This window comes from Bordetella sp. 2513F2 (assembly GCF_054642735.1).
The window spans coordinates 255,210-269,667 of record NZ_CM137755.1 but is presented as its reverse complement, the minus strand read 5'-3'; the positions used below and the strand labels follow the sequence as shown (position 1 = coordinate 269,667).

The following is a 14,458-nucleotide window of genomic DNA, read 5'->3' as shown; positions in this document are numbered from 1 at the left end:
GCCCGTCACTCCAGAGGCCGCGCCAATTGCGCCACGAACACCGTCTCGTCGCGCGGCTCGAGGCAGCGCAGGTCCAGCCACAGGGCATCGTCGGCGACCCGGCCGATGACCGGCCGCGGCAGGCGGCGCAGCCGCGCTTCGAGGCGTGCCAGGTGGCGGCCCGGCCGGCCGCTGCCGGCATGGCGCACCGCCAGCCCGTAGCTGGGCAGTTGGTCCACCGGCAGCGCCCCGCTGCCGATCTGGCTGTACGTGGACATGGCGGCCACCTGGAAGCCGGGCCCCACCGCATGCTGCAGCGTGTCGCGCAGGCGTTCGGCCAGTTCGCGTATCTGGTGCTGCGGCCGGGTCAGCAGACGCAGGGTGGTGAGCCGCTCGGGCAGGAACTCGGGAGCGCGGTACAGCGCCAGGACGGGCTCCAGTGCGGCCAGCGTCAGCTTGCCCACCCGCAGCGCGCGCTTCAGCGGATTCTTCTTGATCTTGCGGATCAGGTCGGCGCGCCCCACCAGCAGCCCGGCCTGGGGGCCGCCCAGCAGCTTGTCGCCGCTGAAGGTGACGAGGTCGGCGCCTGCCTGCACCGTGTCGCGCACCGTGTCCTCGCGGGGCAGGCCCCACTGGGCCAGGTCCAGCAGCGTGCCGCTGCCCAGGTCCACGGTCATGGGCAGGCCATGTCCGTGCGCAATGCCGGCGGCCTCGGCCACGGAGACGCTCTTGGTGAACCCCGTGATGGCGTAGTTGCTGCAATGCACCTTCATCAGCATGGCCGTGCGCGGCCCCACGGCCTGGGCATAATCTGCCGCGTGGGTGCGGTTGGTGGTGCCCACCTCCACCAGGCGCGCGCCGGCGCGCTTCATGATGTCGGGCACCCGGAAGGCGCCGCCGATCTCGACCAGTTCGCCGCGCGAGACCACGACTTCGCGCCGGTCGGCCAGCGCATTGAGCATGAGCAGCACCGCGGCCGCGTTGTTGTTGACCACGGTGGCCGCTTCGGCGCCGGTGAGTTCGCACAGCAGGCCCTCGACGAGATCGTCGCGGTCGCCGCGCCCGCCTGTTTCGAGGTCGTACTCCAGATTGGCGGGCGCCGTCAGGGCCCGCACCACGGCATCCACGGCGGCATCGGGCAGCAGCGCACGGCCGAGGTTCGTATGCAGCACGGTGCCGGTGAGGTTGAACACGGCGCGCAGCCGCGGACGGTCTGCCGCATCGAGGCCGGCCGCCAGCGTGCGGGCGATGGCCGCCGGCTCCACCTGGCTGGCCTGCAGCCTGCCGGCGAGCGCTTCGCCGCGCAAGGCTTCCAGCTCGGTGCGCAATGCCGCCACGACGCGCGTGCGGCCGTGGGCCTGCAGCACCGGAACGAACACCTCGGCATTGAGCAGCCGGTCGAGCGCGGGGATGTCTCGCGGCGCGGCACGCCCCATGGCCTCGGCCTCCTGCGCGCCCATGGGATCAGGACTCCCCGCCATGCCACAGCAGCGGATTGCCGCTGGCGCGCGCGTAGCCGGCCTCGCCCATCAGCACGTCGAGCATGAGGCTGGCGAGGTCGTCGGCCACCGGCTCGACGTTGAGGTCCTTCTCCTGGTAGAAGATCTTGCGATAGGTGTGGCAGTGGTCGCAGGACTCGGCCCGGATGGCCTCGGAGCGCCCCTCGATGCTGTGATAGGCGACGGTTTCCGTGTCTTCGCAGTGCGTGCACTTGACCCGCACCATATGCCACTCGGTGGCGCACAGCCCGCAGCACAGGTAGCGGTAGCCGTCGGCCTGGCCGCCCACCCGCACCACGCTGGCCACCGGCAGGCCGCCGCACACCGGGCAGACGCCGAAGGGGCTGGCCACGGGCAGTTCCGATTCGGGGAAACGGCAGGCGAGGTCGGTGAAATACACCTGCAGCGCGCCCATGACGAACGGCGCGGCGGCGCTGTCGATGCCGTCCTCGCGCTCGGCCAGCAGCGCATCGGCCATGGCTTCGATGGCGTCGCCCTGGGTGTCCAGCCGCGCCTCCAGCGCGCGGCATACGCCCGCGGCCTCCTGCGGCACGCCGGGCGCCTGCCCCACGTGCTGCAACAGGCCGCGCAGCAGATCCGTCCAGCCGGGCGCTCGCTGCCAGCCCACCGCCTGCAGCGGCGGCATGCCGTGCGCCTGGGCGCGGGAAACCTGCTCGGCCGAAGCCGAGGGCAGGCCGGGCTGCGCAGCCAGCAGCGCCTGCTGGCCGTCGGCCAGAACCGCCATCAGCCGCAGGTATTCGGCCACCGGGCTGTCTTCGGCGAGCTGGCGCAGCCGCGCGGCGCGATCGGCGAACACCGAGGCGCGCTGCGGCAGGCGCACGCGCGGAATGGCGTTGTGGTCCAGCGCCTCGATCTCGCCACGGGGAAGGATACGTTGCAAAACAATCTCCAGAAGCAGGGCCGGCAACCTGGCCGCCCCTGCGGAAAAGCGCCCCCCGCGCCGCGACGCGCCAGGAGCAAAAAGCAACACGGCTGCCCCCGGGCGGGAGCAGCCGTGCGATCGGGTCGGCGCAACCGCTACTTGCCGGCCGACTCTTTGCGCACCTCGCGGAACCAGCCGCGGTGATGCTTCCAGGCCCAGCCGGGCGTGACGGTGCCGCGCACCATCGCGCGGACCGAACCCTTGACCCAGATCGCCGCGTAGATATGCACAATGATCGCGCAAATCAGCACGAAGGCACAAACCGCGTGCAGCACGGACGCCGCCCGGATCACGTCGATCGGGAAATAGAACGAGAAATACTCCCGCCACATCACGATGCCGCTGACGAACAGCCCCAGCATGCAGAGGATCAGCACGTAGTACAGCAGCTTCTGGCCGGCGTTGTACTTGCCCACCTCGGGCAGCCGGTCTTCGCGGTTGTTGACCACGTCGCCGAGCTGGCGCAGCCATTGCCGGTCGGCCTGGTTCATGCGGTTGTGGCGCCACATGTGCGCGGCGAACACCAGGAAGCAGAAGAACATGACCAGGCCGATGAACGGATGCAGGATGCGCGTCCAGGGGCCGCCGCCGAACAGGTGCGAGAGCCAGAAGAATGCCGGGTGGAAGAGCGCCAGGCCCGAGAGGGCCAGCATCACGAAAGTGATGGCGATGATCCAGTGGTTGGTCCGCTCGTTGGCGGAGTAGCGCTGGATCAGCCTGGATCGGGATTCAATCATGGCGCATCTCCTCGGCGGCCTTGCGCTCGTCTTCCTCTTCGGTTTCGTTCGGGCCCACGCGCACGTAGTGGAAGAAACCGGCCAGCGCGGTCAGGGCCATGGCGGCGACGCCCAGCGGCTTGGCCATCCCCTTCCAGAACGACACCATGGGGCTGATCTTGGGATCCTCCGGCAGCCCGTGGTAGAGCTGGGGACGGTCGGCATGGTGCAGCACGTACATCACGTGCGTGCCGCCCACGCCCTGCGGATCGTACAGCCCGGCGTTGTCGTAGCCGCGCGACTTCAGGTCCTCGATGCGCTCTTCCGCGTGCTGCTTCATGTCTTCCTTGGTGCCGAACACGATGGCGCCGGTAGGACAGGTCTTGACGCAGGCAGGCTCCTGCCCCACCGCGACGCGGTCGGAGCACAGGGTGCACTTGTAGGCCTTGTGGTCTTTCTTGGAGATGCGCGGCACGTTGAACGGGCAGCCCGTGACGCAATAGCCGCAACCGATGCAGTTCTCCTCGTGGAAGTCCACGATGCCGTTGTTGTACTGCACGATGGCGCCCGGCGAGGGACAGGCCTTCAGGCATCCCGGATCCTCGCAGTGCATGCAGCCGTCCTTGCGGATCAGCCATTCCAGGTCGCCCTGCTCGTTCTCGAGCTCGGTGAACCGCATGACGGTCCAGGAGTGCTCGGTGAGATCGGCCGGATTGTCGTAGACGCCGACGTTGTGGCCGACCTCGTCGCGCAGGTCGTTCCACTCCATGCACGCCGTCTGGCAGGCCTTGCAGCCGATGCACTTGGATACGTCGATGAGCTTGGCCACGCCGCCGGTGGACGGCTCGCGCACGCCCGGCGGCGGGGTGGTGGTGGCGGAGCGGCGCTTGATGTCCAGGGATTGCATTGACATGACGTGGCTCCTATACCTTCTCGACCTGCACCAGGAACGACTTGAATTCCGGTGTCTGGCTGTTGCCGTCGCCCACGACGGGCGTCAGCGTGTTGGCCAGGAACCCGGGCTTGGCCACCCCGATGAAGCCCCAGTGGATGGGGATGCCCACGTGGTGCACGGTCTTGCCCTCCACCGTGAGCGGCCGCAGGCGCTTGGTGACCAGCGCCACGGCCTTGATGTAGCCGCGGTTCGACGACACCTTGACCTCCGCGCCGTTGGCGATGCCCAGCTCATTGGCCATGGCCTCGCCGATCTCCACGAACTGCTGCGGCTGCAGGATGGCGTTGAGCAGCACGTTCTTGGTCCAGTAGTGGAAGTGCTCGGTGAGGCGGTAGGTCGTGGCCACGTAGGGGAACTGCTCGACCTTGCCCATGGCTGCCAGGTCGTCGTCGAACACGCGCGCGGCCGGGTTGCTGGTGACGCCCTGGGCCTTCGGATACAGCGGGTTGTAGCCCAGCGGCGTCTCGAACGGCTCGTAGTGCTCGGGGAACGGCCCTTCGGCCATGCCGGCACGCGCGAAGAAGCGCGCCACGCCCTCGGGGTTCATGATGAACGGCCCCATGCCGCCGGCGGGATTTTCATCGCCCTTGAAGTCGGGGATGTCGGCGCCGATCCAGGCCTTGCCGTTCCACTCGACCAGGCTGCGCCGCGGGTTGAACGGCTTGCCCTCGACGTCACAGGATGCCCGGTTGTAGAGCACGCGGCGGTTCGCCGGCCACGCCCAGGCCCAGTTCAGCGTCTGGCCTATGCCGGTGGGATCGGAGTTGTCGCGGCGCGCCATCAGGTTGCCCGCGGGCCCCCAGGCGCCGCAATAGATCCAGCAGCCGCTGATGGTGGAACCGTCGTCGCGCAGCTCGGCAAAGCCGGCCAGCTGCTCGCCAGCCTTGCGCATCACCCGGGTGGGATCCTTGGGATCCATCAGGTCGACGAGCGCCCGGCCGGAGTACTCCTTGGCCAGTTCCACCGCCGTGGGGCTTTCGGGCACGGCATACGGCCACCACAGGTTGACGATGGGGTCGGGATAGGCGCCGCCTTCCTTGCGGTACATCTCGCGCAGGCGCACGAACAGCGCCGACATGATCTCGATGTCGCTGCGCGCCTCGGCGGGCGGCTCGGCGCCCTTCCAGTGCCACTGCAGCCAGCGACCGGAATTGACCAGCGCGCCTTCCTCCTCGGCGAAACAGGTGGTCGGCAGCCGGAACACCTCGGTCTGGATCTGGCTGGGATCGACGTCGTTGTGCTCGCCGTAGTTGCGCCAGAACTCGGAGGTCTCGGTGGCCAGCGGATCCATGACCACCAGGAACTTGAGCTTGGAGAAGCCCTCGGTGAGCTTGGCCTTGTTCGGCGCCGCCGCCAGGGGGTTGAAGCCCTGGCAGATGTAGCCGTTCATCTTGCCCTGGTTCATGAGCTCGTAGACCTGCAGCATGTCGTAGAGCTTGTCGAGCTTGGGCAGGTAGTCGTAGCCCCAGTTGTTCTGCGCCGTGGCGGCGTCGCCCCACCAGGCCTTCATGAGGCTGACGTGGAACTTGCGGTAGTTCTGCCAGTAGCTGAGCTGGTTGGGCCGCAGCGGCTTCATCGCCCGCTTGGCGATGTACTCCTCAAAGTCCTGCTCCGGCTCGTTGGGCAGCGTGAGGTAGCCCGGCAGCAGGTTCGACATCAGGCCGAGGTCGGTGAGACCCTGGATGTTGGAGTGCCCGCGCAGCGCGTTCATGCCGCCGCCGGCAATGCCGATGTTGCCCAGCAGGAGCTGCACCATGGCGCCGGTGCGGATGATCTGCGAACCGATCGAGTGCTGCGTCCAGCCCAGCGCATAGAGGATGGTGGCGGCGCGGTCGGTGGTGGCGGTGGACGCCAGCATCTCGCATACCTTCAGGAACTTGTCCTTGGGCGTGCCGCAGACACGCTCGACCATGTCCTCGGTGTAGCGCGAATAGTGCTTCTTCAGCAGCTGGTAGACGGTGCGGGGATGCTGCAGGGACGGGTCGGTCCGGACGTAGCCGTCCTCGCCGCGCTCGTAGTCCCAGGTGGCCTTGTCATAGCTGCGCTTCTCGGCGTCGTAGCCCGAATACAGGCCGGCGTCGAACGTGAAGTCGTCGCGCACGATGAACGAGAAGTCCGTGTAGTTGCGCACGTACTCGTGCTGGATCTTGTCGTGATCCAGCAGGTACTTGATGACGCCGCCCAGGAAGATGATGTCGGTGCCGGTGCGTATGGGCGCGTAGAAGTCCGCCACGGATGCCGAGCGCGTGAAGCGCGGATCCACGACGATCAGCTTCGCCTTGTTGTGGGCCTTGGCCTCCGTGACCCACTTGAAGCCACAGGGGTGTGCCTCGGCGGCATTGCCGCCCATGATCAGTACTACGTCCGCATTCTTGATGTCGACCCAATGGTTCGTCATCGCTCCACGGCCAAACGTCGGGGCAAGACCTGCCACCGTCGGGCCGTGTCAGACACGTGCCTGGTTGTCGAATGCGAGAATGCCGAGACTGCGGACGACCTTGTGCGTGACGTAGCCGACTTCGTTGCTGCTGGCCGAGGCGGCCAGCATGCCCGTGGTGAGCCACCGGTTCACGGTGCGGCCCTCGGGCGTCTTCTGCACGAAGTTGGCGTCGCGGTCTTCCTTCATGAGGCGCGCGATGCGCTCGAGCGCATCGTTCCAGGAGATGCGCTCCCACTTGTCGGAACCGGGCGCACGGTACTCGGGGTACTTGAGCCGGTTGGGGCTGTGGATGAAGTCGATCAGCGACGCACCCTTCGGACAGAGCGTGCCGCGGTTGACGGGGTGATCGGGATCGCCCTCGATGTGGACGATGCTCGATTCGGCATTCTTGGCGCCGTCTCCGAGGCCGTACATCAGAATGCCGCAGGCTACCGAACAGTAGGGACAGGTATTGCGCGTTTCGGTCATGCGCGCCAGCTTGTACTGGCGGACTTCGGCCATGGCAGTACCGGGGGCAGCCCCGAGTAGCGCCAGGCTAGAGCCGGCCAGTGTAGCTCCCGTCACCTTGAAGAATTGACGCCGGTTCATGCTGACCATGAAGCGCTCCCTCTGGTGAATTCCGGCAGAGTATAGCGCCGGCCCGAAGCACGCAGAGGCGGCATCGTTGATGCTGCGCCGCAACAAGCGCCTGCGACAGGTTTGGGGCGCAGCGGAATGCAGGCCTTACATTACGGTCTTTCCCTTCCGCCCAGGACTCGCCATGGACGACGCCTTCAGCCACCAGCTCTCGATGACCATCCTCATGACGCCGGACATGGCGAACTTCTCCGGCAACGTCCATGGGGGCACCATCCTCAAGTACCTGGACCAGGTGGCGTATGCCTGTGCGAGCCGCTACGCGGGGCATTACGTCGTGACGCTGTCGGTGGACCAGGTGGTGTTCCGCCAGCCCATCCACGTGGGCGAACTGGTGACCTTCCTGGCGTCGGTCAACTACACGGGGCGCACTTCCATGGAAGTGGGGATCAAGGTGGTCACCGAAGACATCCGCCGCAAGCTGGTGCGCCACACCAACAGCTGCTACTTCACCATGGTTGCCGTCGACGAGCAGGGCCAGCCGACCGCAGTGCCGCCGCTGGCGCTGCGCACGCCGGAAGAACGGCAGCGCTTCGAGGCCGCCAAGCACCGCCGGGCGCTGCGCCAGGAGCTGGAAAACCGGCATGCGGCAATCAAGCGGGAATTACCGGACGGCAATGTTCCCAAGTAACAATTTGTGCCCAACAGGGGCTTATTTCCCCTAACTCCGGGAAAACCTAGGGTCATTCATGAGGGATTAGCGTATTAGCGGGTGATACCATCCCCCCGTCTTTCGGGCAAAACGTGCTGGCCTGCCCTGCTGCGTCGCGATACATCCGGCAGGGATGCGACGCCGGCGCAGGACATTGCGGAATTTTCATACTCCACGAACAAAATTACCCGCACGCAACATTCCCGTGCCGCGTGCCCGGCCATGTTGCCCGATCGGCTTGATACTAGAACGGAGACCTACATGCAGCTACGCAACAAACAGGACTTCTGGGCCGGACTGATGTTCGTCGCCATAGGCCTGGGGTTCGCCTACGGAGCGACCCAATACCAGATGGGCACGGCCGCCCGCATGGGACCTGGATACTTCCCCTTCTGGCTGGGCATCTGCCTGGCCCTGCTGGCCGCGGTGGTCACGCTGTCCTCGCTCTCGCCCAAGGCCCAGGAAACCGAGGTCTCGCGCTTCGACTTCAAGATCCTGTTCATCGTCATCGGCTCGGTCGCGCTCTTCGGCGTGCTGCTGCGCCCCCTCGGGCTCTACCTCTCGCTGTTCATCCTGGTCATCCTCAGCAGCTTCGCCAGCCATGAGTTCAGCTGGAAAGTCGCGCTCGCCAACGCCATCTTCCTGGTGGTGTTCTGCTGGCTCGCCTTCATCAAGGGCCTGGGCCTGATCTTCCCGCTCTGGCCTGCCTTTCTCGGCATGAACTGAGGAGACACTCCATGGAATTGCTGCACAACCTCGCCCTGGGGTTCTCGGTTGCGTTCACCCCCGAGAACCTGCTCTATGCCCTGCTGGGCTGCATCCTCGGCACCCTGGTCGGCGTGCTGCCGGGCCTGGGCCCGGTGCCCACCATCGCCATGCTGCTGCCCATCACCTATGTGCTGCCGCCGGTGGCCGGCCTCATCATGCTGGCAGGCATCTACTACGGCACCCAGTACGGCGGCTCCACCACCGCCATCCTGGTGAACCTCCCGGGCGAGACCTCCGCGGTCGTCACCGTGCTCGACGGCCACCAGATGGCGCGCAACGGGCGCGGCGGCGCCGCGCTCTCGCTGGCGGCCATCGGCTCGTTCTTCGCCGGCTCCGTGGCCACCATGCTGATCGCCGCCTTCGCGCCCCCGCTGGCCGAGGTCGCCTTCGAGTTCGGCCCCGCCGAATACTTCTCGCTCATGGTGCTCGGCCTGGTCGGCGCCGTCGTGCTCGCCTCCGGCTCCCTGCCCAAGGCCATCTGCATGATCCTGCTCGGACTGCTGCTGGGCATGGTCGGCACCGACGTCAACTCCGGCGTCGCGCGCTACGACTTCGGCATCCCCGAACTGCAGGACGGCATCGACTTCGCCATCGTCGCCATGGGCGTGTTCGGCCTGTCGGAAATCATGGCCAACCTCGAGCTCAAGGACCAGCGCCCCGAGCTCACCGACAAGGTCGGCTCGCTCTACCCCAACAGGCAGGAGATCCGCGAGGCCGCGCCGGCCATCGTGCGCGGCACCGCGCTGGGCTCGGCCCTGGGCATCCTGCCCGGCGGCGGTTCGGTGCTCTCGGCCTTTGCCTCCTACACCCTGGAGAAGAAGCTCTCGAAGAACCCCGAGCGCTTCGGCAAGGGCCACCCCGCCGGCCTGGCCGGCCCCGAGTCGGCCAACAACGCCGGGGCGCAGACCTCCTTCATCCCGCTGCTGACCCTGGGCATCCCGGGCAACGCCGTGATGGCCCTGATGGTCGGCGCCATGACCATCCACAACATCCAGCCCGGCCCGCAGGTCATGACGAGCCACCCCGAGCTCTTCTGGGGCCTGATCGCCTCGATGTGGATCGGCAACCTGATGCTGGTGGTGCTGAACCTGCCGCTGGTGGGGGTATGGGTCAAGCTGCTGAAGGTGCCCTACCGCATCCTGTTCCCGGCCATCCTGGTGTTCTGCTCGATCGGCGTGTATTCGCTGAACTACAACGTCTTCGACCTGTACGTCATGGCGGTCTTCGGGATCATCGGCTACGTGTGGTCCAAGCTCAAGTGCGAGGGCGCCCCGCTGCTGCTGGGCCTGGTGTTGGGCCCCATGATGGAGGAGAACTTCCGCCGCGCCCTGCTGCTCTCGCGCGGCGACTACGGCACCTTCGTCGAGCGCCCGCTGTCGGCCTCGCTGCTGGGCGTGACCGTGTTCCTGGTGGTCATCGTAGCCCTGCCGTCGATCCGCAAGAGGCGGGAAGAAACGTTCGTCGAAGACTGACACCCCTGCTCAGGGCGGCCTCAGGGCCGCCCCGAAGAAAACGTGCCCGGCCCATGGCCGGGCATTTTTCATGGTGCGCGCCCATGCAGGCGCGGCCCGGGGGATCGGGTCACCTGTTGCGGGCGCCGCTCGGGTCGCCAGGTTGCAGACATGCCCGACAATACCTAGAATGCGATTCGTTCTCATTAACTTTCATGACGCCGTGTCCACTTCCCCACCCGCGCCGCACGATGCCGTGCAGGGGCTGTATCGCGACCATCACGGCTGGCTGGCATTGTGGCTGCGCCGCAAGCTCGACAATGCCTGCGATGCCGCCGATCTGGCGCACGACACGTTCGTGCGGGTGCTGAGGCATCGCGCCGAACTGGCGGCCGTACGCGAACCCCGGGCCTACCTCACCACCATCGCGCGCAGGCTGCTGCTCAACCACTATCGCCGCCGCTCGCTGGAGCAGGCCTACGAGGAAGCGCTGGCCGCCTTGCCCCAGCCCCAGGCACCGCCGCCTGAACAGCGGCTGATGATCCTGGAAGCCCTGCACCGGATCGACGAAGCGCTGCAGGGCCTGGCACCCCGGGTACGGCGCGCGTTCCTCATGCTGCAGCTCGAGCAGCGCAGCCACGCCGAGATTGCGCAGGCGCTGGGCGTATCGGTGCGCACGGTGCAGCGCTATATCATCCAGGGCTACGAACAGTGCATCCTGGCGAGCTAGACGCCACCGAGGGGGCCACCCCACTGGACCGGCGGGTGGCGCGCGAGGCCGCACGCTGGCTGCTGCGCCTGGATTCGGCGCATGCCACGGCCGCCGACCTGCAGGCATGCGAGCGCTGGCGCGCCCGCAGCGGCGAGCACGAACGCGCCTGGCAGCGCGCCCAGGCCGTGCGCCAGGCCTTCGGCGCCATCCCGCCAACGCTGGGCATGGCCGCGCTGCAGCGCCCCGGCAACGCGCGGCGCAAGGCCCTCAAGGCATTCCTGGGACTGGCCGTCATGCCACCGGCCCTCTGGGTGGCGGCGCGCGAAAACGGCGGGGGGCTTGCCGATCACCGTACCGCCGTTGGCGAGCGCCGCGAGGTGATGCTGGCCGACGGCTCGCGCGTGCTGCTGAATACGGCCACCCGCCTGGACGCCGCCGTGTCTGCCGCCATGCGCACATTGCGCCTGCACGAGGGCGAGATCTACGTGCACGGCGCCGCGCAGCCCGGGGTGCCGCTGGCGCTGCACACGCCGTTCGGCCTGGTGCAATCGGAAGGGCCCGTGGCATATGGCGCGCAGCTGCACCCCGACGGTTGCGAGGTGGACGTGACCAGCGGCGAGACCTGGCTCACCCCCCTGCAGGCTCCGCAGCGCGCGCTGCGGCTCGCGACCGGCCAGCATGCGATGTTCGACCGGCAGGCCGTGTCGGCGCCGAACACGGCCGATCCGCTGCGCCTCGACTGGACCCGCGGCGTGCTGCACGCCCGGGACATGCGCCTGGACGCGTTCATCGCCGAACTGGCGCGATACCGCCACGGCATGCTGAGGTGCGACCCTGCCGTGGGCGGGCTGCGCCTGTCGGGCACCTTCCAGCTCGACAACATCGATGGCGCACTGCAGGCGCTGCCGGCGCTGCTGCCGGTACGCATGCGCAGCTACACCCCTTACTTCGTCCATCTCGTGCCCGCCGCCCGGGCATGAGCACGCCCGTTACAAAAAACCTGCGCCATTCCTGTCCGGATCGCACGCGTCGCGGGTCAGGGAAAGCATGGGCAGTCCGCCTGCCTTCCCAGACCCGCCACCCGCCGCACCGGAAAGGAACGCCATGGCACCCGAGCACTTCCCTCCCGCGCCCGCCGCCCGCAGGCATCGCCACCATCGCATGGCCGGCACCCTGCTGGCCGCCGCACTGACGGGCATCGCCGCCGCAAACGCGGCTGCCCAGACCCCCGCCGCCACGGCCGCGCCGGCGGCACGCGAGTACGCCATCCCGCCGGGCGACCTGGCCGCGGCGCTCGCGCGCTTCGCCGGCCAGGCCGGCGTAACGGTGTTGTATGCGCCCGAGGCCGTGCGTGGGCGCCAGAGCCCTGGCCTGGCCGGCCGCCACGATCCCGAATCGGCCCTGCGCCAGCTGCTGGCCGGCACGGGCATGCAGGCCCGGCCGCAAGCCCGCGGCGCGTATGTGCTGTCGGCCGTCGACGAGCCGGTGACCCAGCTGCCGCCGGTCAGCGTACAGGCCGACGCACTGCGCAGCGACCCCGCGTGGGCCAGCCGCACCACGCGGGCCGAACTCGATGCGCGCCAGGTACGCGACTGGACCGACCTGGGCAACCGCGTGGACCCCGGCGTGAATTTCAACCGCGACAACGGCAGCCTGAACCTGCGCGGCCTGGACCGCGACCGCGTGGCCACGCGCATCGACGGCATCCGGCTGCCCTGGCTCGACGATGGCGCGCGCGGCGTGCAGGGCGGCGTGGGCGCGGTGGACTTCGACTCGCTGTCCAGGCTGGATATCGTGCGCGGCAGCGATTCCACCACCGTGGGATCCGGCGCCATGGGCGGCGCCGCCGAGCTGCACACACTGGCCCCGGAAGACCTGCTCCCGGCCGACCGCGAATTCGGGGCGCTGCTCAAGGGCAGCTACGATTCGGCCGACACCAGCCGCGGCGGCAACGTGGCGCTGGCCGGCCGTCTGGCCGAGGATACGCTCTGGCTGCTGCAGGCCGGCCTGCGCCGCGGCCACGAACTCGACAACGGCGCCGATGCCGGGGGATACGGGACGCAGCGCAGCAAGCCCGACCCCATGGCCTATACGCAGCGCAATTTCCTATTCAAGCTGCAGCAGCGCTTCGACGGCGGCCACCGGCTGGGCCTTACCGGCGAATACTTCAAGCGCGAAGAAGACCGCGACGCCAAGTATCAACAGGGCCCCGGCACCAGCTATGCGGTGGGCGGCAACGATGCGTTCGAACAGTCGCGGCGCGAACGCGTGTCGCTCGACTACCGCTACGACGCAGCCGGCGCAGGCGGACTGCTCGACACCGCCCGCATGCAGGTCTATTGGCAGCGCCTGCGCCTGGGCGAAGGCATGGACGCATGGCGTACGGTGGACTCGCGCGCGGCCATCATTCCCGGCGACATCTTCCGCTATGGCTATCCCAGCGGCGCCTACGGCCGCGACAACACCATCCAGGAATCGCTGTTCGGCGCCCAGGCCGAGGCCTCGCGCCGCTTCGACGGCGTTGTGTCGCAACGCTGGACCGTGGGCGCCGAATGGACCGGCAACCGCACCGAGCAATACTCGGGCGGCTACGACAACTGCCCCGACCTGCCCGCAGGCATGCCCGCGCCCTTCGGCCCGCGCGCCTGCGACATGCTGCACACCAACCAGGCCGACATGCCGCGGGTCAAGGGCAGCCAGTGGGCCTTGTGGGTGCAGGACGAAATCGGCCTGCACGGCGAGCGCTACGTGCTCACGCCCTCGCTGCGCTACGACCACTACAGCCAGCGGCCCCAGGGTTCGGACGCCTACCTGCACAACCCCAATGCCGGCGAGCTGCCGGAGGAATCCAGCGCCGGCCGCTTCTCGCCGCGCCTGCTGGCCAGCTGGCGGGCCAGCGAGCAGGTGTCGCTCTATGCCCAGTATGGCTACGGCTTCAGGGCACCCAGCGCAACGGAGCTCTACACCAACTACGGCAGCCCGGGCACCTACCTGCGCATGGGCAATCCTCACCTCAAGCCCGAGACCAGCCGCGGCTGGGAACTGGGCGCGCGGATGGGCAGCGAAGACCTCGGCGGGAAGCTCGCGTTCTTCGACAACCGCTATCGCGACTTCATCGATTCCGACGTGCCCGTCTCGCCCGATTCGCCGCAGTGGCAGGCCGGATGGGAAACCGCCTACCCGCTGGGCGTCACCGGCGCGGTGAACCGGGCGCGCGTGCGCATCTACGGCGCGGAGGCCTCGGCGCACTGGCGCTTCGCGCGCGGCTGGCGCACCTGGGCCGGCCTGGCCTGGGCCGTGGGCAAGGACCAGGACACCGGCCAGCACCTGAACTCGGTCGCGCCGCTCAAGGCCATCGTGGGCCTGGGCTATGCGCGCGAGCGCTGGGGGGCGGATGCCCAGCTGACGACGGCCCTGCGGCGCAGCGAGGTCGAGTATCCCGAGGCATCCGGCGACGCACCGTATGCAGACTTCAAGGCGCCGGGCTATGGCGTGGTGGACCTGAGCGGCTACTGGCGCCCCGCCGCCGTCCGCGGCCTGAAGATCCAGGCCGGGATATACAACCTGTTCGACAAGAAATACTGGAACGCGCTGAACGTGCGGACCGCCGGCCCCCAGGCGCTGCCGCACCCGGTAGACTGGTACACGGAACCGGGCCGCAGCGTGCGGGTATCGTTGACCTATCAATACTGATTTCCGGCGCGCAC

At 68.2% G+C, this 14,458-nt stretch carries 11 protein-coding genes; 6 read left to right on the top strand and 5 right to left on the bottom strand.

All coding sequences use genetic code 11. The annotated features are described in order from the left end of the window. Positions 1-5: 5 nt before the first annotated feature. The 5 genes from selA to fdnG form a co-directional block, all read right to left on the bottom strand. The gene (selA, locus tag ACYBYQ_RS01250) at positions 6-1,460 is read right to left on the bottom strand and encodes an L-seryl-tRNA(Sec) selenium transferase (RefSeq protein ID WP_459616584.1); all 1,455 of its coding nucleotides are present in this window, start codon (positions 1,458-1,460) and stop codon (positions 6-8) included. Further along, complete coding sequence (gene fdhE / locus ACYBYQ_RS01245; protein WP_459616583.1) at positions 1,444-2,379, bottom strand: formate dehydrogenase accessory protein FdhE; 936 nt, start codon at positions 2,377-2,379, stop codon at positions 1,444-1,446. The genes selA and fdhE overlap by 17 nt, the downstream gene beginning before the upstream one ends. Positions 2,380-2,516: 137 nt before the next feature. Further along, positions 2,517-3,158 carry a formate dehydrogenase subunit gamma gene (locus ACYBYQ_RS01240; RefSeq protein ID WP_459616582.1) on the bottom strand — a complete coding sequence of 214 codons (642 nt, stop codon included), beginning with the start codon at positions 3,156-3,158 and terminating at the stop codon, positions 2,517-2,519. After that, positions 3,151-4,050: a formate dehydrogenase subunit beta gene (gene fdxH, locus ACYBYQ_RS01235; protein ID WP_459616581.1), complete on the bottom strand. Its 900-nt coding sequence runs from the start codon at positions 4,048-4,050 to the stop codon at positions 3,151-3,153. Before fdxH ends, ACYBYQ_RS01240 begins: the two co-directional genes overlap by 8 nt. Before the next feature lie 10 nt (positions 4,051-4,060). Further along, a complete protein-coding gene (gene fdnG / locus ACYBYQ_RS01230) occupies positions 4,061-7,129 on the bottom strand; it encodes a formate dehydrogenase-N subunit alpha (protein ID WP_459616580.1) in 3,069 nt (1,022 codons plus the stop codon). Positions 7,130-7,292: 163 nt separating this feature from the next. Here fdnG and ACYBYQ_RS01225 point away from each other — a divergent pair, with 163 nt between their 5' ends. From ACYBYQ_RS01225 to ACYBYQ_RS01200, 6 genes are all read left to right on the top strand, one after another. Further along, positions 7,293-7,799 carry an acyl-CoA thioesterase gene (locus ACYBYQ_RS01225; protein ID WP_459616579.1) on the top strand — a complete coding sequence of 169 codons (507 nt, stop codon included), beginning with the start codon at positions 7,293-7,295 and terminating at the stop codon, positions 7,797-7,799. Positions 7,800-8,081: 282 nt separating this feature from the next. Further along, positions 8,082-8,546 carry a tripartite tricarboxylate transporter TctB family protein gene (locus ACYBYQ_RS01220; RefSeq protein WP_459616578.1) on the top strand — a complete coding sequence of 155 codons (465 nt, stop codon included), beginning with the start codon at positions 8,082-8,084 and terminating at the stop codon, positions 8,544-8,546. An 11-nt stretch (positions 8,547-8,557) separates the two neighbouring features. Then, complete coding sequence (locus ACYBYQ_RS01215) at positions 8,558-10,060, top strand: tripartite tricarboxylate transporter permease (protein WP_459616577.1); 1,503 nt, start codon at positions 8,558-8,560, stop codon at positions 10,058-10,060. 169 nt (positions 10,061-10,229) lie between these two features. Further along, positions 10,230-10,769: a sigma-70 family RNA polymerase sigma factor gene (locus ACYBYQ_RS01210; RefSeq protein ID WP_459616576.1), complete on the top strand. Its 540-nt coding sequence runs from the start codon at positions 10,230-10,232 to the stop codon at positions 10,767-10,769. Continuing rightward, positions 10,751-11,731, top strand: a complete 981-nt coding sequence (locus ACYBYQ_RS01205; protein ID WP_459616575.1) for a FecR domain-containing protein — start codon at positions 10,751-10,753, stop codon at positions 11,729-11,731. Before ACYBYQ_RS01210 ends, ACYBYQ_RS01205 begins: the two co-directional genes overlap by 19 nt. 181 nt (positions 11,732-11,912) lie before the next feature. Beyond that, a complete protein-coding gene (locus ACYBYQ_RS01200) occupies positions 11,913-14,444 on the top strand; it encodes a TonB-dependent hemoglobin/transferrin/lactoferrin family receptor (protein ID WP_459618676.1) in 2,532 nt (843 codons plus the stop codon). Positions 14,445-14,458: the final 14 nt, after the last annotated feature.

Coding starts and splice junctions, on each gene's coding strand:
- selA (WP_459616584.1), bottom strand. CDS start 1,460: ATGGCGGGGAGTCCTGATCCCATGGGCGCGCAGGAGGCCGAGGCCATG.
- ACYBYQ_RS01240 (WP_459616582.1), bottom strand. CDS start 3,158: ATGATTGAATCCCGATCCAGGCTGATCCAGCGCTACTCCGCCAACGAG.
- fdxH (WP_459616581.1), bottom strand. CDS start 4,050: ATGTCAATGCAATCCCTGGACATCAAGCGCCGCTCCGCCACCACCACC.
- ACYBYQ_RS01225 (WP_459616579.1), top strand. CDS start 7,293: ATGGACGACGCCTTCAGCCACCAGCTCTCGATGACCATCCTCATGACG.
- ACYBYQ_RS01220 (WP_459616578.1), top strand. CDS start 8,082: ATGCAGCTACGCAACAAACAGGACTTCTGGGCCGGACTGATGTTCGTC.
- ACYBYQ_RS01215 (WP_459616577.1), top strand. CDS start 8,558: ATGGAATTGCTGCACAACCTCGCCCTGGGGTTCTCGGTTGCGTTCACC.
- ACYBYQ_RS01210 (WP_459616576.1), top strand. CDS start 10,230: ATGCGATTCGTTCTCATTAACTTTCATGACGCCGTGTCCACTTCCCCA.
- ACYBYQ_RS01200 (WP_459618676.1), top strand. CDS start 11,913: ATGGCCGGCACCCTGCTGGCCGCCGCACTGACGGGCATCGCCGCCGCA.